Origin of the sequence: Vibrio aerogenes, from assembly GCF_024346755.1 — a bacterium.
Taxonomy (GTDB): Bacteria; Pseudomonadota; Gammaproteobacteria; order Enterobacterales; family Vibrionaceae; genus Vibrio; species Vibrio aerogenes.
On sequence record NZ_AP024861.1, the window covers coordinates 1,966,974 to 1,988,384 of the forward strand.

Consider the following 21,411-nt stretch of genomic DNA (forward strand, 5'->3'; position numbering starts at 1 on the left):
TCACATATTAGCTGATTATAGTACCCGGAATGATGCCCGTTCCCAAGTGATATGAAGGATTACAGGCAGATGAACAACCCTTTTTGTTTGATCTGATTTTCATATAAACTTGATGAATTTCAACGAATCAGACATCTGTTTACACTATTGTGTTGCGGATGTTTAGTCTCTCATATCCAAGGTAAAGTGAGTTTTTCATGATCACAAATGATCAGGTTACCTGGGTCATTCTTGCTGGTGGCCAGGCTTCCCGGATGGGCGGACAGGACAAAGGCTTGATTCCATATCAGGGCAAACCTTTGGTCCGGCATGTTCTTGATGCCATTCTCCCGATAACAAGAAGTGCCTTCATCTGCGCAAACAGAAATATACAAACCTATACGCAATTTGCACCAGTCATTCAGGATCAAATCACCGGTTACGCCGGTCCACTGGCTGGCTTGCATAGTGCGTTATCACATTCAAAAACCGAGTGGACGGGTATTCTTCCCTGTGATGGCCCATTTGTTGACCCGGCTATCATTACGCGTTTCTATCAGGCAACTGTTGCTCCGGGAAAAGTGTTTGTTGCCCATGACGGCGAGAACATTCAGCCAGTCTATGCATTAGTTCATTGCTCTGTATTACCTCAGCTGACACGCTATCTCAGAGAAGGTGAACGTAAAGTTGCTTTGTTCTACAAACAAACCGGTGCAGTGAATGTTGACTGTTCAGACATCGCTTCCATGTTTACCAATATGAATACTCCGGAACAACTGAATTATCATAAAGAAGGTTAATTATGTCGAAATATTCCCGCCTTCCGGCGATCCCGGTCATTGGTTTTGCTGCATTTTCAGGAACAGGGAAAACAACCCTGCTGGAAAAACTGATTCCACAGCTAATCAGCAAGGGGGTCCGGGTGGGTGTTTATAAACATTCTCATCATGTTGTTGAACTGGATAAGCCAGGAAAAGACAGTTTCAGGTTAAGAGCGTCAGGTGCTGCACAGACATTATTATCCACACCAGAAAGAAGTATTCTGACGACAGAGAAATCAGGGGAACATCAAGTGGATTTTTTCCATCTGTTACATCAGTTTGATACGGATGCTTTGGATGTGATTTTGGTTGAGGGATGTAAGGAGCAGCACTTTCCCAAAATTGAATTGCACCGGCAGATAACCGGGAAGCCCTGGTTATATGTACAGGACCCGGATATTATCGCAGTTGCCTGTGACTCTCCCGCTCCCGGTGCACAGATACCCGTGATGGATCTGAATGATATCAATGGTATCGCTCTGTTTGTTGCAAATTATATTCATACATTTGCCGCCTTGCCAGAGTAAAAAACAGCCTCCGGCAGGAACGGCGATGAAAGATAAACACGCTCCAGAATTGGTTGATCTTTCGGGTGCACTGATTCATTTGCATCAAACAGAACATTGCGAAAGCCGGTAATTAACCTTTTGAAGGTAAGTTGAGGAATGCTGCGCCTCTGACACCGCCGGCATCACCATATTTTGCTTTGATGATCTCCGGACATTTTGCCACCGGCAGCAAATATCTGGAGATTCGCTTGGGTATTTCATCGTATAGTAATTCGAAATTAGACAGTCCGCCCCCTAATACCACCACATGAGGATCATGGGCGGTAAACAGATTACCAAAGCAAACAGCCAGAAACTCCATAAATAAATCAACAAATGCGGATGCATTGGTCTCACCGGTCTGATAAGCCTGAATAATATCAACTGCTTTTTTGTGTTCACCATACAAATGTTCATAAAGCAGCTCAAAGCCCCGGCCTGACAAATAATTATCAAGACATCCCTTTTTGCCGCAACCACATTGTAACATGGGAGGGTTTTCTCCCAGCAGAAGCCAGGCATCAATCGGCACCCGCATATGGCCGACTTCACCGGCAACGTGATTTCTTCCCGAAAAAACTTTCCCGTTATAAATCAGTCCGCCACCAAATCCGGTGCCCAAAATCAGTCCCATGACCGATGGCTTATCCTGAAGGCTTTCATCCCAGGCTTCAGATAAAGCAAAGCAATTGGCATCATTGTCCAGCTTCACCGGACGATTTAATTTCGTTTCAACATCCTGACGCAAAAAACGCCCGTTCGCACAGGGAATATTGACGGTCAGCACTGAATTATCATCGGCATTTTCCATGCCGGGCAGACCGAGTCCAACCATTCCCTGACAGTCAAACTCCTTGTCATATTTATTTACCAGATCAACGATCGCATCCACTAACAAATCATAATCATTTCCAGGAGTGGGAACACGCTCTGTCGCAACCCGGTCAAGTGAAGGGGTAAAGGCACCGAACTCTATCTTAGTCCCACCGATATCAAACCCATAGTACATTGGAAAAGCCTCCTGAAACTAATTCCACGATGAAAAATAAGTGGGGTTATCATACAAGCCCCGGAGACCTATCCATATGAGTTCACTCATTATTCGTGACCATAGTCAGAATTTATTTTCATATCAGCGCTTCTCTTTTCATATCAAAGTTTATCTTTTAATATCAAAGTTTATAGAGAGCCAGCATATCCTGTTGGCGGTTTGCAATGTCTGAAACCTGTCCCGCACTATCAACGACTTCGTGTAAACTCCGTACAGTTTCTGAACTTTGCTCCGAGATCAGTATGATTGCGCGGTTTACATCTGTTGTGGCTTCTTCCTGCTGTCCTGCCGCAACGGAAATTTGTTCCACCCGGTCACTGATTCCTTTCACAACCTGTTCAATATGACTGAATGTATGCCTCACTTCCTCACCTGACTGTAAAACTGAAGCCATTTGGGTTCTGGAATTCTGTACTGCTGTGCGGGAACGCTCAGCTGCATTCACCAATTCATTCATCAGGCCACGGATATTTTCTGTCTGTTCTGATGTGCCGCTGGCCAGATTACGGACTTCATCTGCAACCACAGCAAACCCCCGGCCGGCTTCACCAGCCCGGGCGGCTTCAATCGCGGCGTTTAATGCCAGAAGATTAGTACTTTCTGCAATACCGCTGATTAAATCAACCATACTGTGTATCTGCTCTACCCGCTCAACCAACTCACTCATCGCACCATCATTGGTATCGAGAGTTGCATTCAGTAACGTGAATGTCTCCTGACTCTGATTCAGCGCATTGACACCTGCCAGTGCATGCGTCACTGAATCCTGACTTTCCTGATGGGTTTCCTGGGTGATCGCCGCAATTTCCCGGATGGATGCTTCAATTTCAGTCATGGTGCTGCTCATTGAGGTCAGTGCCTGATTTTGATGTTCCAAACGTTTGTGGCTGCTTTCCGATGCCCGATGGCTGCTTTCGGATGACTGATTCAGTAATGAAGATGTTTCTGTAACCTGGTTTAAAGAGACCCGGATCGAATCAATCACTTCATTCAGCGATCGGGCCACAACCCGCAGTTCTGAAGGGCCGGATTCCATCAGGCCCACAGAAAAGTCTTTCGCTGCCAGTGCGTGCAATCTCTCGATGATATGTTCCAGAGCAGTACAGATCCAACGGCGTAACATCAACCATACAATCATCATCACGGCCATGATCACCGCCGCAAAAACCAGCTGAGAGTGTGTTGTTAAATCAATTGTATGAGAGACCAGAGTCTTCTTTTGCTGAATCTGTTTTCCGGCAGACTCTGAGATACTGTCCAGCTCGTTGATAATCTGAGTTGCTAATAAAAGCATCTGATTTAACTGAGAACTTTGTGTGTTGACTAATTCCAGTTCAGCCAGAATTTTTTTCAGCACACCCTGCTCACCAAATCCTTTTTTCACCATGTCATAAGGCGCAGTCAAACTGGCGAATTCAAGCACTTCCGGATACCATTCTTTGAAGTCGTCAAAGGCCAGAGAAATACCCGCTTGCCTGGTTCGTAACTCTTTGTAAAGCTTTTGGGCTTTCTTCTCTTCTTTCTCCATCTTCAGCATGAGAAATAAGCTTTCCATTCTTGAAGCATTCGAAATAAAGCGGTTTGCTGCATCCATCGCTTCAGGGTTCTCAAAGGCAAACATGTTTGCTATGCGGCTCATTTCAGGTCCGACAGAGCTGACCCCGTAACGGAAACTATCTGCAACTTCATCCAAAGCAGCTCTCTCACTTAATCGTTGATGTTGCAATGACATGATGGACTGGCTTAATTGTTTCAGCTTATTCAGCTCATCAGAGAGCCGGGCAATATGCTGTTCTGTCAAAGAATCAATGCCATTTTCAGGTTGAGCAAATGCTTTAAGATGACTTAACTCAACATGAGTTTGCGCTGTTTTTTTCTCAACATCAGTACGCATTGACTTCAGTTCAGAGATATCTTCAACTCTGATCCCGGCGCCCAGCAGCTTCGTACTTTCAAGGATCGACTGAACTAACCGGGCATTTGTCATTGCCAAAGGAAGTGAACGTTCAGAAAGGTGTTCAAATTGTTCAGCAACTGTATGGAGCCCTCTTAATCCCTGCCAGGACAGAACAGCAATGAACAAAATGAAAATAATGAAACAGGAACTGATAATCCTTATCAGCGAAGAAGAAGAAAAAAAACTAAAAAATTTTAACATCTGAGTCGTAATTGTCTGGGGTGACTATTGATACGATGCTAAAAACTAAATATGACAATTACGTTGCAGTCACATGACAAAGTGATGTTGGTTACAAAAAATGCCGGGCAATCAGCAGAGAATCAATTGGTGATTAATCATATTTAGCCACAGCGGTATCAAACAGGTTTTTCATCAGAGATACGAATTCATCAAGGAATGCAATTTGTTCGTTTGTCGCTTTGCTGGACCAGCAACCGGCTAATACTTCCTCTAAATCTTCAGCAACCAAATCTGCTTCTTTCAGAAGCTGAAAGCGGACACTGGAATGTAACTCCGGATTCTGTTCGAAAATATCCATGATATTACTGGCCACTAAATCTGTCACAACATCTTCAATACTTTCTTGCCCGGTATCACCGGAATGTGTGAAAACATCCAGATTCAAAGCCAGATGCTCAATTAACGCCAGGTAACCTTCGGTTTCTACAACCACTTTCGTTCTCCGCGATCAAAGTTCCAGTCACTATATTCATTCTAAACACAGAATATTAATTTTACAGCTATACCAAAACTTAATTTGTCTTTTTTTGAATATTTGCACAAGTCTATCCGTACTTTAATAAAAATTTCAAGCACAGAAATGTTTGTCATATACATAATAGTCTTATTTCTGCCCTGTTCGCCAACAGAATTTTCTTTAACTGACTCTAATCGATAGGAAAATGTTCAAAAGTTATTCTAAACTAGTAAGGACTTCATCAAGCGGGTGTTCATCATGTGGCAAGGGATTCTTCAGCAACTATCTGAGACATTGAGGCGTGAATTTAACCTGATTGATAAACAAAAAATCAGGCAGGAAGGAAACAACAGTTACTATTTGATCAGAAATCAAACTGAAAAATTCTTTGTTAAAATCAGTGATGATGTTCAGGAATCTCTGCCTCGCTTTATCTGTGAAAGTGATAATTTAATCGCTTTATCTCATTGTAATCATGTCAGTATGCCTAAACCTGTGTTAGTCGGAAAGGCTAAATCTCACGCTTTTCTGATTCTGGAATATCTGCAAATCAAGCCCCTTGAAGACAGCCGGCATAGCTTCCTTTTTGGTGAACAACTTGCCCGGCTGCATCAGTGGGGGGAGCAAAAAGAATTTGGTTTTGATCAGGATAACTACATCGGTATGCAAATCCAGCCAAATCCCTGGAATAAACACTGGCACACTTTTTTTGCAGAACAACGGATTGGCTGGCAGTTACAGTTACTCCATGAAAAAGGGATTGTTTTTGTTGATATTGATAAATTTGTCGCCCGGGTTTCATCCTTGCTGGCTCATCATCACCCGCAACCATCGCTGCTGCATGGTGATCTCTGGCACGGGAATGTCGCCGACACCGGGAGCTCCCCTTGCTGCTATGATCCGGCATGTTACTGGGGAGATCGTGAATGTGATATTGCAATGACAGAGCTGTTTGGTGGTTTTGAGCCTGAATTTTATCAGGGATATGAGAGTATTCTGCCACTTGATTTTGCGTATGAAGAGCGAAAACATTTATATAACCTGTATCACATCCTGAATCATTGTAACTGTTTTGGTGGCCACTACCTGACGGATGCTCAGAAGCTGGTTGATCGTATTTCTTCGCAGGCGTGATCATCATTCATTCCTGCAATGATTTTCTGAAAAATAAATGGTTGAATCCGTTCTTCCGTATTCTGACTGAAATGACCCGACAAAAGCATTGCTGTTCACCGGATTAATGCTAATATGACCTTTCTTATTGATACCCCGATAACCTTAAGACGCAACCATATGTAAGAGATTTATGGTCTTGTAGATTAAGGCTATTGAGTCTGTCTCCTTTCACCGCATTCATTGTTAATATTTCGTCTTATCATTCTGCAGCCCGGAATGAGATGATTTTTTCGTAGGTTATGTGTTTTATTAGGTAAATTTGTGAAAAAATATAAAACTGAATCACGGAAGCTGATTCAACTTGCTCTTCCGGTATTAATTGCCTCAGTTGCTCAAACCAGCATGGGATTTGTGGATACGGTCATGGCCGGAGGTTACAGTGCAACCGATATGGCTGCAGTGGCTGTTGCGTCAAGCATCTGGTTCCCGACCATTTTATTTGGAATTGGTATCCTGATGGTGCTGATCCCCATCATTGCTCAACTGAACGGTGCCGGGAAACGGAATGAAATTCCAAATCAGGTTCATCAGGGCATTTATATTGCTTTTGCGTTGCTGATTCCGGTTTTTGCTATCCTGTCTCAGACTGAGTTGATTCTGTCGCTGATGGATGTTGATGAAACGCTGGCAGAAAAAACCACACATTATATGTATATGATGTTAATTGGTGCCCCTGCATTTTTGCTGTTTCAGGCGCTAAAGAGCCTGACAGATGGTATCTCCATGACTAAAGCGGCAATGTGTATCGGCTTTCTCGGGTTGCTGTTGAATATTCCGCTGAACTGGATATTTGTTTACGGAAAATTTGGCATCCCGGCGCTTGGTGGGGTCGGCTGTGGTGTAGCGACTGCAATCGTATATTGGTTTATGCTGATACTGATGGCAATCTGCATCAAAATATCTCCCGGGTTGAAAAACTATGCCGTTTTCCAAACTTTCAGCAAGCCAGATAAAACTGTGATGCTCAATATATTCAGACTGGGATTTCCTGTTTCGGCATCGATTTTTTTTGAAGTCACGCTGTTTGCTGTGGTGGCGCTCCTCGTCGCACCGTTGGGAACAGTTGTAGTTGCTGCGCATCAGATAACGATGAATTATTCTTCTATGCTCTTTATGTTACCCATGAGTATTGGTGCTGCGGTCTCGATCCGGGTCGGGCACTCTCTGGGAGAAGGAAAAGATGAACATGCCGTTATCGCATCGAAAGTCGGATTATTGATCGGGCTGGCATGTGCTTTGGTGACCGCGATACTGACAATGCTGTTCCGTGAACAAATAACGCACATATATACTGAAAACAGTGAAGTCATAGCCATTTCAGTCCAGCTGTTACTTCTGTCTGCTGTTTATCAGTTTGCAGATACCGTCCAGGTGGTTTCTGCCGGTGCACTGAGAGGCTACAAAGACATGAAAGTCATGTTCTACTGTACGTTTATTGCTTATTGGATCTTAGGTTTGCCTTCAGGCTATATTTTAGCAAAGACAGACTGGCTCACTGCGCCTCTTGGTGTGCAAGGATTCTGGATTGGTTTTATCATTGGGTTGTCTGCTGCTGCAGTGATGCTGGGTCTGCGCTTGATATGGATTTTCGGACAAAAGCAGACATCTGAACTCAACCTGACCGCAACATGTTCATGACAAGCCAACAACCGGAGGTAACATGGGATCTGGCCGGTTTTTACTGCTGTTACTGATTTCAGGAATGCTGACGGGGTGTTGGCATTCCTCTCCGGTACAGGAACAAATGTTCAACACTTACCTCCAGCACCTGAGTCGTGTCCTTGATGTCGCACAACCTGCTCCTTTGTCGCTACAACCCGTGTATTTACCGGAAAAAAGAGAGTTTCTTCCCCGGTTTCCACCGTTAAATCTGGGGCTACTTGAGAGTTATCAACTTCGGAACTGCGGCTTGTTTCAGTTAATTTCTGAGCGGAATTCAATTTTAGGAAAGGTACAGGATCAATTTCACCGGTTTGAGTATGAGATAAGATTAATACAACAAATCGAGATATGCCTGAAAGATAAAACCCTGAAACCCCAGACGAAACAAAAATTGAAACAAATCCGGCAAATGAAACAAAAGCGACTGCCCTACCACTGGTTGAGCTTATTATATGCCAGCAGTGCAATGCGCCAGCAACTGGGTGGACATGAATGGTATCAGCCCGATGTGCCGGCATCCGTCATCAAGCCAGCCCTGCATATGCTGAACCAGGTTCATGGCTATGTTCTTTTAAATCAAAATGTTCTTTTAAATCAAAACGTTCTTTCGAATCAAAACGTTCTTTCAAATCAAAACGTCCCTTCAAATCAAGAGCATCGTTCAAGTCAGCAGAATGGTTCAAATCAAGCCATTCACTCTGATAATCAACCAGACCTGATAGCACTGAGGGATTTAAAGCGACATCCCGGACAAATGTTACTGACCCGCATTCAGGAACCACTGGAAAAACAAAAGATACTTGGACATCTGTTTTTCTCGATGAATAACGCCGCATTGCGGCTGAATCAAATCACTGATTTTTTAATCCTGAAATCAAATCAGATACAATGCGGGAAAAACCGGGACAATACCAAAGCCCGATATCTGAAAAATGTATTTCAACAATTTTATATTGGTGAAATACAGCCATATCTGGCAAACACAGATGCGACATATTTATCGGTTCAACCGTTGCTGGGTTTCCTTCAGCCAGTCGTTCCTGATCAACAATATCTCTACCCGATAGACGAAATACATCTTAAATTTCGTGATGCAATTTTAAAGCATACCCGCTACTGGCAAACATTTTCAGCGAGATGCCATATCTCTCTCCGGTAAACCGGTTAATGGATCCGCTCACGCAGCAACCGTGGAAACCGGGGTTTCCCTTTATCGGTCAGCCGATCATAACGATACGTTATCCAGCTACCAATCGCGGGGGGCACAGCTCTTTGTCGATCACTCAGTCCACTGCCGATATAGAACCGGATCCCCTGACGGTTTTGCACATACAACGCGCCGATTTGGTGCCGGTATTTTCCCTGTCCTTTTTTATAACCTACAACCTGAGCTTCATCATCAATATATGGTTTGAGCTTTAACAGGTCATGGCTGCGTCCTGAATGATAAATTGACTGCCAGTTTTTCAGCATCACACCCTCCCCTGATTTTCTGATAATCTGTGCCATGAAATGGTCCAGATGCTTTTGTGACAGCACCGGATACTGTTCAATCAGTCTCAGGTGAGGATTTTGTTTCTGGCCGGAAATCCAGTTCCGGATGGTTTCGTAACGGGATTGATACCCGCCCGTACCAAATGGAATATCAAACAGGACAAACGATATGTTTTTCCATGACTTTTCGGCAGGTTCATGATCTAAAACGGTTTGTTGAACCAGATGGAAATTTCCCCGGCCAGCCCATAATTCACCTTCAACCGGGAAAGGGGGTAACAGCCGATAAAACCAGTCCGGCGCATAGATTTTCTGCCCGGTTCTGGATTTCAGCACCTGCCCATCCCAAATGCCCCGGATACCGTCAAGCTTTTCACTCATCCGGTAAGCGGCAAAAGGGAAAGATGTATCTTTCTGATAAGACTCAGCCAGCATCACCGTTTCTGAATCCTGAAACGGCATCGCATAAACCGGATGTGTGAGTGTCAGCACGGACAGATATAATAATTTCATCTTCATGTCTGCGACCTTTTGTTACCATTATGTAAGATCTCCGGGAGGGGAGCTCCCGGTAGTTATCATGTGATAGTCATCATGATGAAAAGAAGCCGCAATGTGGACTGGTTCAGAAGATTGATACGGGCTGTAAGTCAGTCATTCACTCAGGTTCAACACCGGGAAAACAAAAAAATGAGATGTGCCACGAAAAGCCTGTAGATGATTGCTGTATTTACCACATCAGAAATAGCCACCACATCATACCATTCTAGGGTCTGTAGACCTTTTAGATTGAACAAAATTCGTACTCAAAAGATCAACAGATCTTAAGTAATTGATCTGTTTATTTTCCAGATTAGTATCAGAAATCAACAGGCAGGAGCAGATTCAAATGTTCCGGCTTTGTTGGTAGTCGTCATTTTGTTGACCACCGTTATTTCGTTGATGGTTGTCACTTGATTGATGACTGTTATTTTGTTGATAACTGCTGTTTTGTTGATGATAGTCATAAAGCCGGGTTAAGTATTTTATCCAGCGTTTTGCTTCTTCAGACGGCCGGAGTGTGTCTGCTTTCCGGGCCTGACTCAGTGCAGGCTCAAGCCGGTTTAATTTATATAAAACCTGCGCTCTGAGCAGAGCAACGCTTGCTTTGCTTTTATCTTGCGATTTACTGTGAAATTGTGAAAAAGAATCCAGTGATTTCAGTGCCTGTTGATATTTCCCCTGACGGAACTGAATCTGAGCAATCCGCCAGTGATACGCTGGCCGTTTTTTTGCCGCCTTTTGCCACGCCCCCAAAGCTTTATCCCATTCCTTTGCCAGCTGCCAGTAGCCAGCAATTTGCGCCAGATGCTCAGGCGTATCAGAATGCTGATATAAACGCGCCATCACTCTTGCTGCCCGTTCCGGGATGCCACACTGTCCGTAAAGTTGTGCTAACAGCTTCTGATTTGATTTGGACAGAGCAATGCCCTGCAATTGAGCCAGTTCCAGCGTCGAAAGCGCCGATTTGTAGCGCTCCCGCTTTAATTCAAGCCCGGTGAGCTGTAACCACCAGTCTTTTTTTTGCGGCTCAAGCGCCAGCAAACGTTTGACTGTTCTCACAGCTGCCTGGTATTTTTTTAACTGCACCTGAGCACCAAGCTGAACAGACAAAGGTGCAACAGTATCAGGCAATTTGAAAGTGTCATACTGCCTGATGGATGCCAGAACATCTTGCCAGTGCTCCAGCTGATAATGGAGCTGGGCAATCGTCAGCCATAATTCAGGGAGTTTGGTTCCCTGTGGTGCTGACTGAACCAGCGCCTGATAATAGGGTAAGGCTTCATGGTAACGGCTTTCACGAACGAATAAATCAGCCAGCATACGTTTGAGCGACCACATTTCATGCGGCTCAAATGCATTGAGAGTGACGGCGTCACTTAAATATTGTATTGCTGAAGCGGGCTGATCACTCTCCCAGTAATATACCCCGAGTAAGCGGGACACATAAGCTTTGTCATAGGTTTTGGATACCTTGAGCGCCCGTAATGTCTGAATAGCTTTGCTGAGTTGATCATTCTCAGCCTGCTTTTGTGCAAGCATGACTTTTCCGGTGGCATACGGGCTAAGCGTCGCAGCTTGTACAGGAACAACACAGCAGACACCTAATAATAAGCAGATAATCAATCTCAACTTCATTTGTTTATCTCATAGTTGATGGTTTGCGTCATTTCCTTTTGCATCACTGCCTTGCCGTCAACAATTTTTGCCTTGAACTTCCAGCGGCTGATAGCTCTTCTGGCAGAGCGATCAAAGATACGTTTCGGCTGGCTACTGATCACTGTGATATTGCGGGCTTTTCCTGTCTCATCAATATCAAACTGTAACGTCACACTCCCTTCGATATTTCGTCTTTCGGCCCGTGCCGGGTACCGGGGCTTGGGTTTATACAGCGGAATCGCCTCTCTGGAAACCGTGCTCCCTGTACCGGATGAAAGTTTCAGCCCGTTGATTCGGATCCCGTGAATACTGGTATCTATCCCGGAAACCGGCATATCAAGCGCTGCTGACATCTGATGAGCAACCGGCTGTGGTGATTGCGGTGTCACTGTGTGTGCCATTTGAGGCTTTTGTGGTACTTCAGGCTTCGGGGGAACGACCCGCTGTCTTCTCTGAATCGTCTCTTGCTGTTCAGTCATGAACATATCGAAGCGCAAAGCAGGCGGCTGCTCAGACGCCCTCTGAACCCCATTGTCCACCATCCATGCCATAAAGCTGAACAGACTCAAAGAGGCAAATAACGCCAGCGGGATTGCAGTCAGCCAGCGTAACATCAGGATTTCTCCGCCGCTAAAGCGATACGTTTCACGCCCGCACTTTTTGCGGCATCCATCACCTGGACGACGGTTCCGTTATATGCATGACGGTCAGCCTGAATCACCAAAGACGCATCAGGCTTGTCCAGCAGCATTTTCTCCAGTGTGGCTCTGACACTTCCGATATCGACGACTCTTTTATCGATATACACATCGTTCGCTGCGGTAATAGCGATAAAAATCCCCGCATTTTTCTGAGCCACCGCATGAGAAGCCTGGGGACGATCGACTTCTACACCGGATTCACGCACAAACGAACTGGTGACGATAAAGAAAATCAACATAATAAATACGATGTCCAGCATTGAAGTCAGATCGATCTGCGCTTCATCCTGCTTTTCCGGACGTCTGCCTAGCCTCACACCCTGCTCCTCAATGATTTTTCCAGTTTTAGTTCTAACTTGCGGCATTTTTTCAGCAACCGGGAATGGATGAACATTCCAGCCAGTGCTGCCACCATGCCTGCCATTGTCGGCAGGGTTGCCAGTGAAATGCCTGAAGCCATCAGTTTCGGATTACTGCTTCCCTGCGTTGCCATGACATCAAACACAGAGATCATTCCGGTGACTGTCCCGAGTAAACCAAGCATCGGACAGATGGTTACAATCACTTTGATTAACCCGAGATGGTGATATAACGCCGCATGAGCTTCTCCCAGCCAGCCATCGCGAACCGCATGTGCATACCATGAGGTATGTTCCCGCCGCGAAAGCCAGGCTGCTGTCCACGCCTGATACTGCTTCGGGAAGTAAATAAAAATATAGATTAGCCGCTCAATGACAAGCACAAAGCTCATACAGACAAAACACCCAAGCCACCATAAGACAGGCCCGCCCTGAGCCATAAAGCGACTCAGGGGCAAAAATGCATGTTGAATGAACGTCATCATCGCATCCATATCAAATCGCCTGTGGTTCGGCCGGAAGATCCGCGTCTTTTTCTGCCTGTCCGGCAACGATACCGATCCCCTGCTTTTCAAGAATCATCCGGATACTTTCCGCCTGCGAAGATAAAATGTTATGTGCCAGTAACATCGGCATGGCTGAAATCAGACCGAGAACAGTGGTCACCAGCGCCATCGAAATTCCTCCTGCCATGACTTTCGGGTCACCATTGCCAAACTGGGTGATAACCTGAAACGTCTCGATCATTCCGGTCACCGTTCCGAGTAACCCAAGCATTGGAGCAAGAGCTGCCAGGAGCTTCAGCATGGACAGGCCTCTTTCAAGGTGAACCTGCTCATCCATCACAGCTTCGAGCAGACGTAGTTCCAGAGCCTCCACACTTTGGTGTTTTTCCTGATCATAAACACTTAAAATTCGTCCAAGCGGATTATTTCCCGGTGCTTCCGGGTGCTTTAACTGCGCATTAATTTTTTGACGGATAAACAACAAAGTGGCACCACGAATCAGTGCGATCAGTAATCCGATCGCCAAAATCGTCAAAATGATATATCCAACAACACCGCCCGATTTCACCCGGTCCATCAAATCCGGGACATTCGCCAGTTGAGCCAGTAAAGTGCCCTGAGATGGATCAACACGAAGTATTTGAGTCTGACCGGTCAGCAAACCGGAGATCTGATCCAGGACCGGGCCATCTTCCGGCTGCTTCAGATAAGACATAACCACCTGCTTTTCAGGCTCCCAGGCGACGTATCCTTTCTGAGTGACCAAGCCAAAAGTACCCAGTCTTGCCGTTGTCACCTGATGCCTTTCGCCGGAGTGATCAATATACGGAATTTGAAAGCGCGTGATTTCTTCCGATGCTTTGATCTGTTCTGAAAAGCTCTGCCATAATGCTTTAAGCTGAGACAGTGAAGGCAGCGCTTGTGCGTTGACAATCTCATCCACTGCGCCAGAATACCGGTGCCGATCGGCCTGAGTGATTGACCGGGATAAATAGGACTGCAGATTCTTTGCATTCAGTCTGACAACACCAAAAACTTCACCCAGTGAACCGGTTTCCAGCCTTAGCTTATCTTCCAGTTGTGCCAGCCGGGTCTCATTGTTACTAAACTGAGCAGATAATAAATCGACCTGCTGCTGTAATTTTTTCTTTTCCAGTGCCAGACGATTTTTGGTTGCCTGTAATGTTTTTTCTGTCTGCTTAAAACCTGCTTCCCGCTGCTGGTTGTGCTTACTTTCCTGCTTTTGCTGCTGAACGGCTTTGCTGACCAGTGAATCGGCAGCATAACTACAGGCTGACACGCTGCAGAGAAACAGCGTTACACCACGGATAAAACTACGATAGTTCATCTTATTGAACCTCCGGAGTCACAAGTGAAACAGGAATAGTTAACAGCCCCGGCGCTGTCTGTTGATTCGCCAGACTATACGCCTGATTAATTTCAGTCAGATAAGACAAATCACCTGCCAGCCACTGGCCTGACTGCACGTCCCATGACCAGAAACGTTGATGATCCGGACTTCTGGCAATCAGAGAAATCCGGCCGATGTATAAAATGTCAGCTTCTACAGATTGTTGTCCGGGCAAAGAAATTTCATCCTGATACGTTGACATCTTATTGCCGTAGTCAAGCTCAATCTGATAGGCGTCCAGAATCCGGCGGTATTTTTCCGCTTCGCTGACATCCGCTCTCTTCATTAATTGTGTCAGATCTGCGACACGCATCTGACGCTGGTTTAATTTCAGCGGTTTATCCAGCGAAATGATGGCTTTCAGCCCGTCAATCATCTGGTACATTAACGGAACAATCCCCTGTCGGGTTTGTTTGATACCAGAGATTTGATCATTGAGATTTTGGGCTTCCTGATTCTGGTCCTGAACCAGCGCTGTTAAATGATCACGGTAAACTTTTAGATTTCTGATCTCTTCATTCAGTTGATCAATATCGGTTTTTAAAGCCATGGAGGCCGATGAACTTTGATCGATGATCTTCTGACTTTTTGCTGAGGTTTGGTTCGTTTGAAGCTGAACCGAGTTTGCCTTGTCTAACTGGTTGGCCGCCGATGCTGGAAACACGCTCAGGGCAGCCAGACAGACCATACTGTACTTGAGACTCACTCTATATTTAAGACGATTCATATTTGCTGGGGGGCTGATATAAAAGTTTGACCATCTTAATGAGAAAAGGTCTCATTATCAATAAATATCTTAATGCAGCAGCCCACTTTTGAGTTTGACATCAAGTACCTGTTGCTTCATTGATTCAGCAATCAACTGCAGCGTTTCCAATTCATCACCGGTAAAGGGATGGATCAAAATCGACTCTGCCCCATTTTTTCCAATCACGGTTGGCAGACTGAGTGCGACATCAGATAAATCATATTCACCCCGCAATAACGTCCCTACCGGCAGGATTGAACGTTCATTAATTGTGATAGCCTGAATAATTCTGAAAACACTGGCCGCAATACCATGGGTTGTATTTTGCTTGCGGTTAAAGATTTCATATCCGGCCTGTTTGACACTATGAAGTAAGTCATCGGCATCAATTTTAGGAAGCTGGTTAATATCACAATAATAATCAGCAGGTTGTCCGGCGATACTGATTAAACTTTTCGGTGTAAAACAATGACTACCGTGTTCACCCAAGACATAACCGAAGATATTTTTCGGGTCAAGGTTGACCCGGTTCGCAATAATCGTCATCAGACGGGCTGTATCAATCACACACCCGGTACTAATGACTTTTGATGGGTCATATCCGGTATTCGCCACAATGAAATGCGTGACAATGTCACAAGGATTGGAAACAACAATCAAAATCGCATCCGGAGCCACTTTCTCGAGATGTTTTGCTATTTCAACCCCGATTTGACTGTTTTCTTCAGCTAAATCAAGACGATTCTGCCCGGCTTTAATCTGTGCCCCAGCGGTGATCACAACAATGGCAGAATCGGATAAGGCCTGATAATTATCAGCAGGAACAATGCAGGTATTCTTTGAGAATGTGAGCGCAGCTGTATGTTGAAAATCATAAACTTCAGCTTCTGCTTTTGATAAAGTTCTGTCAAACAAGACCAGTTCGCTGGCACTTCCAAGTGTTAATATATAATTACAGACACCGACCCCAACAGCACCGGCACCAATTACACTGATTTTCATAAGCTCATTCCGGAATTAATATTTGCAGTTAACTATTAATATAGGTGACAGCAATAAATATACCGAAAGGATTTTATAGCACTTTTAAACCAATCATTGCGATATTCTCAGGTTTAACGAGCCAAATTGCAGCATATTGCACCAAAACAATGCAAAAATTTTAATCTAAAAAAGGTCTGAATTGCTCAGACCTTTTTCTCATAAGAGTGGGTATTATCAGAATCTATTGGTCCTAATCTACGCCCAATTCATCTGCGATTGACTGAATTTGTTTCAGATCCATCTGATGAACACGGATTAATTGTCTGACTTTACCCAATCGTTCATTAGTTGCATCCTGCTGAGTACAGGCATCCGACCTGGCATCCCATGATGAGCCTTCGAGATAATCGTTACACTCTTTCTTCAGTGCTTTTTCTTTTTTTATCAGTTCATCCTGCTCTTTTTGCAGGGACTCCAGAGACTGTTTGATCTTAAACTCGCGCTGAAATAATTCCCGGGAGCGTTCGAACAAAGAAGCCTGCAGACCTGTTTGCCGATTCAGTTTATCATTACGCTCTGTCACCTGATTTATCTGCTGTACCTGGGTTTTCAAACGGGTTTCCAGCGCTTCTTTTTCCTGTTTCAGGGCTGCCATTTGTTCCTGAAATAAATCAGATTTTTCGGCATAACCCGCTTTTTCTTCTGCCAGCTTTTTCTCAAACTCAGCTTTTAGCTGGCGAAATTTCTCTTCGCCTTCCGCCGTTGCTGCTGCCCGTTCCTCGTTCATTTTCTCTTCAAGCTGATGATAACGACTTTCGAGTTCCTGATAAGCAGGTTTCCATTGTTGGGAAGACATAGAGCCACCGAGTAAACCTCCAACCGCAACCCCCAGAACGGCAGCCAGTGCAATATAGAGATATGATTTTTTATCTTTCTGCTCGATAATAACAACGTCTTCATCTAAATCATCAGGTTGATTATCCACAATTACTCCACTTCATTAATGCATCAATTCCATCACAACTACGGTCACCAGATAAATGACAAAAGCTCCACCAACTGTAATGACCACCCCTTTTTGTATCTCTTCGCGGTTTTTGTATCTCAGCAAAATATATAAAAGGGCAAGTAACACAACAATTGCTATCAGCTTAACCATATTTTCCGCCTTACGTTTTTTGTTTTTATACCATGATTCTTATATTTAAGGTCAGAGAATCTCTGAGAAAACATGAATTCTTCTGTTTTTGTCCATTACAGCTGATTTTGTTGATGACATCACATTTTTTTTGGATTAGTATTTTTGCGCAAATCGTTTATTTAAGACGATTGTTCCAGTGAAAGCTACAGGAGAGAGGTTGTTAACCTGATTTTAACAAATCAGACCATACAAACCCACCGAAGAAGTGAATCTTTCAGGTGTATCACTCTAAGGTCACCAGACCAACGCAGTATACGAGGACTGTAGCCGGAGGAACCTCTGGAGAGAACCGTTTAACCGGTCGCCGAAGGAGCAAATCTCATGCGTATCATGAGATGAAACTTTCAGGCAAAAGGACAGAGGAGAGAAGGCCCCAAAACTCATATAAGATATACAATATCCGATCGGATGATTTATTTCGTTCATCTCCGCCGTAGTTATTTTCGACCTTCCCTCTTCTCCTTAGGTACTTATTTTTTAAGGGAAGAACATGACAAACCTGCAACACTTTTTAAGTCAGATGGATCATTTTATATGGGGTCCCCCACTGTTGATTCTGCTGGTTGGCACCGGCATTTATTTCACCTTCAGCCTTGGACTGCTTCAGTTCCGCTATTTACCTGCTGCACTGAAAATGGTATTCGGACGCGCTTCATCAGGAGAGAATCAGGGGGATGTCTCAAGCTTTGCTGCTTTATGTACAGCACTCTCTGCAACTATTGGTACCGGCAATATTGTTGGTGTGGCGACTGCAATCAAACTGGGCGGTCCCGGCGCTTTGTTCTGGATGTGGTTTGCTGCTGTATTCGGAATGGCCACGAAATATGCCGAATGCCTGCTCGCGATCAAATACCGTAAAAAAGATGATAAAGGTCAGATGGTCGGCGGGCCGATGTATTTTCTGAAATATGGTGTGGGCTCCGGGTTTCTGGCAACAGCATTTGCCGTCTTTGCCATTGGAGTCGCTTTCTTTGGCATTGGCACATTTCCGCAGGTAAATGCCATTGTTGACGCGTCACATATTTCATTTGGTATTTCACGGGAAATGACAGCCGCCGTACTGACAGTGCTTGTTGCTGTTGTGACCATTGGCGGCATTCGCTGGATCTCAAGTGTCGCCAGTAAAGTCGTACCGGTGATGGCAGCCTTTTATATTTCTGCCTGCCTGTTCATTTTAGTGAATCAGGCGGAACATCTGATCCCGGCAATTCAGTTGGTCATTCAGTCTGCCTTCAGCAGCAGTGCAGCAACGGGAGGATTTGCCGGCGCCACGATCATGCTGGCCATTCAGTCTGGTGTTGCCCGCGGTGTTTTCTCAAATGAATCAGGCTTGGGCAGCGCACCGATGGCAGCGGCAGCGGCAAAGACAGATTCTTGTGTCAGACAGGGACTCATTTCGATGACGGGCACCTTTTTCGACACTATTCTGATTTGTACCATGACCGGGCTGGCGCTCATTCTGACCGGGGCATGGCAAAGCGACTTCTCTGGTGCTGCGATGACCACTCATGCATTCACGGTGGGATTAAATTCCGGCACAACGGGGCCATTACTCGTCTCCATCGGGCTGATATTTTTTGCGTTTACGACCATTTTGGGCTGGAACTATTATGGTGAAAGATGCGTGGTTTTCTTATTTGGAACAAAAGGCATTTTGCCATATAAAATCATTTTTATTGCATTGATTGCTTCGGGTGCATTTTTACATCTGGAACTCATCTGGATTATTGCAGATATTGTTAACGGCCTGATGGCTATTCCGAATTTGATCGGATTAATCCTGTTAAGGCAGGTGGTTATCACAGAGACCAAACTCTATTTCAGCACAAAAATAACAGACAGCAATACTGAAACTGTTTCGGTCAGCCAATCATCCTGAGTGATCAACCCACCTGCTCTATGCAGGTGGGTTTCCTTCCGGACAATTGCAACACAGAAAATGAAAACAGCAGCAAAGTTAAGCAACTCTTTCACTGCTTTTTCCCCAGACTGTCAGCATTCCCTCTTCACAGTGCCCCGTATCAAGATTCCAGTTTTTTAACCAGTCGACCCTGCCATGATGAAATACAGCTTCAGACAATAAAGACTGATACTCAAGAATATGATTCACCGCAAAATCAAAGACCTGATCATAATGCTGATACCCTGAAGGCGTTGGCAGTTGCTGAATATAGCCCGAATCAATTTTATCCGTATCCGGATAGACCAAACCTAAAAAAGCAGCCACATGCCGGGAAAAAGGAAATAGCCGGTATTGATCTTCTACCAGCCCGATAACTCTGACAAAACCATTGAACCAGCCATCAATATCCGGTGTCACTTCTTCCTCCCCGAAAACACTTTGTAACGAGGAAAGCCATATTCGTTTGATGGATTGGTCAAGTTGCCGTGATGAAGAGACATCAGCACAGTGAAGTAAATGGCGGGACATCCGTTCAACCGAGCCAATGTGCCCCATTCCCATCCGTTGCCAGATAAAAGCATCCTGGTGCATTTCACACTGACGGTGGCGGAGCTTATTTTGAGTATAGTGCCCGACTTTCAGCTCAATCACCGGGTGAATCGTTATATCTGTGATGACATGAGCCAGAAAGCCACTGAGCCATGCAAATGCCCGCTCCTGGGGTTCCCCTTCCATCTGCCGGACCTGTTCAATCATCCTGAGCAACAAAACACCCACTTGTTGATAATGCATGCGGTTTGCCCATTCGGCCTGCTGTGTATCAGAAATTTGCAGATACGGAAAGTCAGGAGAAACCGCACCCAGCTCAGTATAACGTTGATAAACTGTCAGCATTCGACGGATGCGGCTTGGAAAAAATGTTTTCAGGTTTTTGTCAGAAAAAGCCTGATTAACCGCGACAATATGTGCAAAAGCTCCTGGCATTATTTTGAAACGTCATCATTCGCTCAATAGAGGTAAAGTACCCGAGTTATGTGACATAAAAGTGTCGGCTGGTTTCCGGCTCCGCATACTGAAGCGCCAGCTTTTCAGCCTTCTTTATTCTTTCAGCAGGTGTTTCTTTCGAGGTAAAGTGTACAAGTTGATATATATCCGGGTACATTTCAGAAGTGACGGACTGTTCACCCAGCAAGCCAATAATATTGAAATAACGGAGTTGATCCCCGGCCGTGGCAAATCCTTTCTGATGCGCAATGCGCGCGTGTGCATCAATCCACAAGTCAAAAAATTCCTGATTCAGCATACCGGGGAAATGGTGGCCCACGTGGCGGTGAATTTTCTCCAGCAAATTGCGCCATGTAATTTCATCAAACAGCATCCACTGCTCTTCATCCAGATTCAGGGGCGCTTCGGGACTTTCCTTTCTCTTATCATCAGGATGCGTCAGGACTTTCCAGCCCATGCGTGTCGGCAGCCACGCTTTTTCCATCGGTTCCCAAAAGAGCTGGCACTTGGTTTTCAAAAGTGCCCAGGCCACTTCTGAGTGCGCCATTTTAAGAAAAGACTGGGTATTATATGGTGAGTTTACCTGTATCAGCTGATGGAAGTGTTGTACCAGTTCTTCAGCGCTCCAGTAAGAACTGAAAAAGAACCCCGCTGTGGGTTTATTTTGCCCGATAAACCACTGTTTAATCTCTGGTGTGGCATGAAAAAGATAAGGAGAGATTTGATTTAATTCTTCATAAACCAGATAACAATAAACCGGGAGAGGCGGAATATCAGAAGGTAACTGACTTAAATCCGTTAGCTGAGCACCATCGATGAATAAGTAAAGTGTTTCTGTGTCTGTGGTTTTTATTTCCGGAATCACCGGATCAAACTGATACATCATAATGATTTTACCCCATTAATTCAGATGGCCAGTTCCAGACATATTGACCCGCTGGACATGATATGATCATTATTATGAATGAAGACGACGGAAAGCCCGCCTCCGGACACTCTCATCAAA

At 44.9% G+C, this 21,411-nt stretch carries 21 protein-coding genes and 1 riboswitch; of the genes, 6 read left to right on the forward strand and 15 right to left on the reverse strand.

The features are described from left to right. The first annotated feature begins 197 nt into the window (after positions 1–197). Both mobA and mobB read left to right on the forward strand, forming a co-directional pair. Positions 198–779, forward strand: coding sequence for a molybdenum cofactor guanylyltransferase MobA (mobA, locus tag OCV29_RS08715; protein ID WP_073604045.1), 582 nt, complete (start codon positions 198–200; stop codon positions 777–779). Between the two features lie 2 nt (positions 780–781). Beyond that, complete coding sequence (gene mobB, locus OCV29_RS08720; protein ID WP_073604046.1) at positions 782–1,327, forward strand: molybdopterin-guanine dinucleotide biosynthesis protein B; 546 nt, start codon at positions 782–784, stop codon at positions 1,325–1,327. Between the two features lie 112 nt (positions 1,328–1,439). On the opposite strand, the gene nagK is transcribed toward mobB, so the two are convergent. The 3 genes from nagK to OCV29_RS08735 form a co-directional block, all read right to left on the reverse strand. Then, positions 1,440–2,357: an N-acetylglucosamine kinase gene (gene nagK, locus OCV29_RS08725; RefSeq protein ID WP_073604047.1), complete on the reverse strand. Its 918-nt coding sequence runs from the start codon at positions 2,355–2,357 to the stop codon at positions 1,440–1,442. A 163-nt stretch (positions 2,358–2,520) separates the two neighbouring features. Continuing rightward, on the reverse strand, positions 2,521–4,482 hold the full coding sequence (locus OCV29_RS08730) for a methyl-accepting chemotaxis protein (protein ID WP_175561545.1): 1,962 nt from the start codon (positions 4,480–4,482) through the stop codon (positions 2,521–2,523). A gap of 208 nt (positions 4,483–4,690) precedes the next feature. Continuing rightward, a complete protein-coding gene (locus OCV29_RS08735) occupies positions 4,691–5,032 on the reverse strand; it encodes a DUF3802 family protein (RefSeq protein WP_073604049.1) in 342 nt (113 codons plus the stop codon). 282 nt (positions 5,033–5,314) lie between these two features. Here OCV29_RS08735 and OCV29_RS08740 point away from each other — a divergent pair, with 282 nt between their 5' ends. The 3 genes from OCV29_RS08740 to OCV29_RS08750 all read left to right on the forward strand — a co-directional run bounded on the left by OCV29_RS08740 (position 5,315) and on the right by OCV29_RS08750 (position 9,053). Further along, on the forward strand, positions 5,315–6,190 hold the full coding sequence (locus OCV29_RS08740; RefSeq protein ID WP_073604050.1) for a fructosamine kinase family protein: 876 nt from the start codon (positions 5,315–5,317) through the stop codon (positions 6,188–6,190). A gap of 303 nt (positions 6,191–6,493) precedes the next feature. Then, on the forward strand, positions 6,494–7,870 hold the full coding sequence (locus tag OCV29_RS08745; protein WP_073604051.1) for an MATE family efflux transporter: 1,377 nt from the start codon (positions 6,494–6,496) through the stop codon (positions 7,868–7,870). Between the two features lie 22 nt (positions 7,871–7,892). Further along, positions 7,893–9,053: a DUF3080 family protein gene (locus OCV29_RS08750; protein WP_073604052.1), complete on the forward strand. Its 1,161-nt coding sequence runs from the start codon at positions 7,893–7,895 to the stop codon at positions 9,051–9,053. A 5-nt stretch (positions 9,054–9,058) separates the two neighbouring features. Here the strand turns inward: OCV29_RS08750 and OCV29_RS08755 are convergent, their stop codons facing one another. From OCV29_RS08755 to OCV29_RS08800, 10 genes are all read right to left on the reverse strand, one after another. Next, positions 9,059–9,907, reverse strand: a complete 849-nt coding sequence (locus tag OCV29_RS08755) for a DNA ligase (RefSeq protein WP_084193331.1) — start codon at positions 9,905–9,907, stop codon at positions 9,059–9,061. A 366-nt stretch (positions 9,908–10,273) separates the two neighbouring features. Beyond that, positions 10,274–11,566, reverse strand: coding sequence for a tetratricopeptide repeat protein (locus OCV29_RS08760; RefSeq protein ID WP_073604053.1), 1,293 nt, complete (start codon positions 11,564–11,566; stop codon positions 10,274–10,276). Beyond that, the gene (locus OCV29_RS08765; RefSeq protein WP_073604054.1) at positions 11,563–12,201 is read right to left on the reverse strand and encodes an energy transducer TonB; all 639 of its coding nucleotides are present in this window, start codon (positions 12,199–12,201) and stop codon (positions 11,563–11,565) included. Before OCV29_RS08765 ends, OCV29_RS08760 begins: the two co-directional genes overlap by 4 nt. Next, positions 12,201–12,605 (reverse strand): ExbD/TolR family protein, encoded by a 405-nt coding sequence (locus tag OCV29_RS08770; protein ID WP_073604055.1) that lies wholly within the window; start codon positions 12,603–12,605, stop codon positions 12,201–12,203. Before OCV29_RS08770 ends, OCV29_RS08765 begins: the two co-directional genes overlap by 1 nt. Beyond that, positions 12,602–13,141 carry a MotA/TolQ/ExbB proton channel family protein gene (locus OCV29_RS08775; protein ID WP_073604056.1) on the reverse strand — a complete coding sequence of 180 codons (540 nt, stop codon included), beginning with the start codon at positions 13,139–13,141 and terminating at the stop codon, positions 12,602–12,604. Before OCV29_RS08775 ends, OCV29_RS08770 begins: the two co-directional genes overlap by 4 nt. 1 nt (position 13,142) lies before the next feature. Beyond that, entirely contained in the window at positions 13,143–14,501 is a 1,359-nt protein-coding gene (locus OCV29_RS08780) for a MotA/TolQ/ExbB proton channel family protein (RefSeq protein WP_073604057.1), read from the reverse strand. Between the two features lies 1 nt (position 14,502). Continuing rightward, a complete protein-coding gene (locus OCV29_RS08785; RefSeq protein ID WP_073604058.1) occupies positions 14,503–15,291 on the reverse strand; it encodes a DUF3450 domain-containing protein in 789 nt (262 codons plus the stop codon). 69 nt (positions 15,292–15,360) lie between these two features. Beyond that, positions 15,361–16,314 carry a lactate/malate family dehydrogenase gene (locus OCV29_RS08790; RefSeq protein ID WP_073604059.1) on the reverse strand — a complete coding sequence of 318 codons (954 nt, stop codon included), beginning with the start codon at positions 16,312–16,314 and terminating at the stop codon, positions 15,361–15,363. Positions 16,315–16,546: 232 nt separating this feature from the next. Continuing rightward, a complete protein-coding gene (locus OCV29_RS08795) occupies positions 16,547–17,281 on the reverse strand; it encodes a hypothetical protein (RefSeq protein WP_073604060.1) in 735 nt (244 codons plus the stop codon). A gap of 15 nt (positions 17,282–17,296) precedes the next feature. Further along, positions 17,297–17,455, reverse strand: a complete 159-nt coding sequence (locus tag OCV29_RS08800; protein ID WP_175561546.1) for a hypothetical protein — start codon at positions 17,453–17,455, stop codon at positions 17,297–17,299. A gap of 311 nt (positions 17,456–17,766) precedes the next feature. Then, positions 17,767–17,867, forward strand: a riboswitch (glycine riboswitch). A 120-nt stretch (positions 17,868–17,987) separates the two neighbouring features. On the opposite strand from OCV29_RS08800, the gene OCV29_RS08805 reads away from it, so the two are divergent. Beyond that, on the forward strand, positions 17,988–19,376 hold the full coding sequence (locus tag OCV29_RS08805) for an alanine/glycine:cation symporter family protein (protein WP_073604061.1): 1,389 nt from the start codon (positions 17,988–17,990) through the stop codon (positions 19,374–19,376). 78 nt (positions 19,377–19,454) lie between these two features. Here OCV29_RS08805 and OCV29_RS08810 read toward each other — a convergent pair whose 3' ends face one another. Both OCV29_RS08810 and OCV29_RS08815 read right to left on the reverse strand, forming a co-directional pair. After that, a complete protein-coding gene (locus tag OCV29_RS08810; protein ID WP_073604062.1) occupies positions 19,455–20,384 on the reverse strand; it encodes a zinc dependent phospholipase C family protein in 930 nt (309 codons plus the stop codon). A gap of 46 nt (positions 20,385–20,430) precedes the next feature. Next, positions 20,431–21,291, reverse strand: a complete 861-nt coding sequence (locus tag OCV29_RS08815) for a DUF4123 domain-containing protein (protein ID WP_073604063.1) — start codon at positions 21,289–21,291, stop codon at positions 20,431–20,433. Positions 21,292–21,411: the final 120 nt, after the last annotated feature.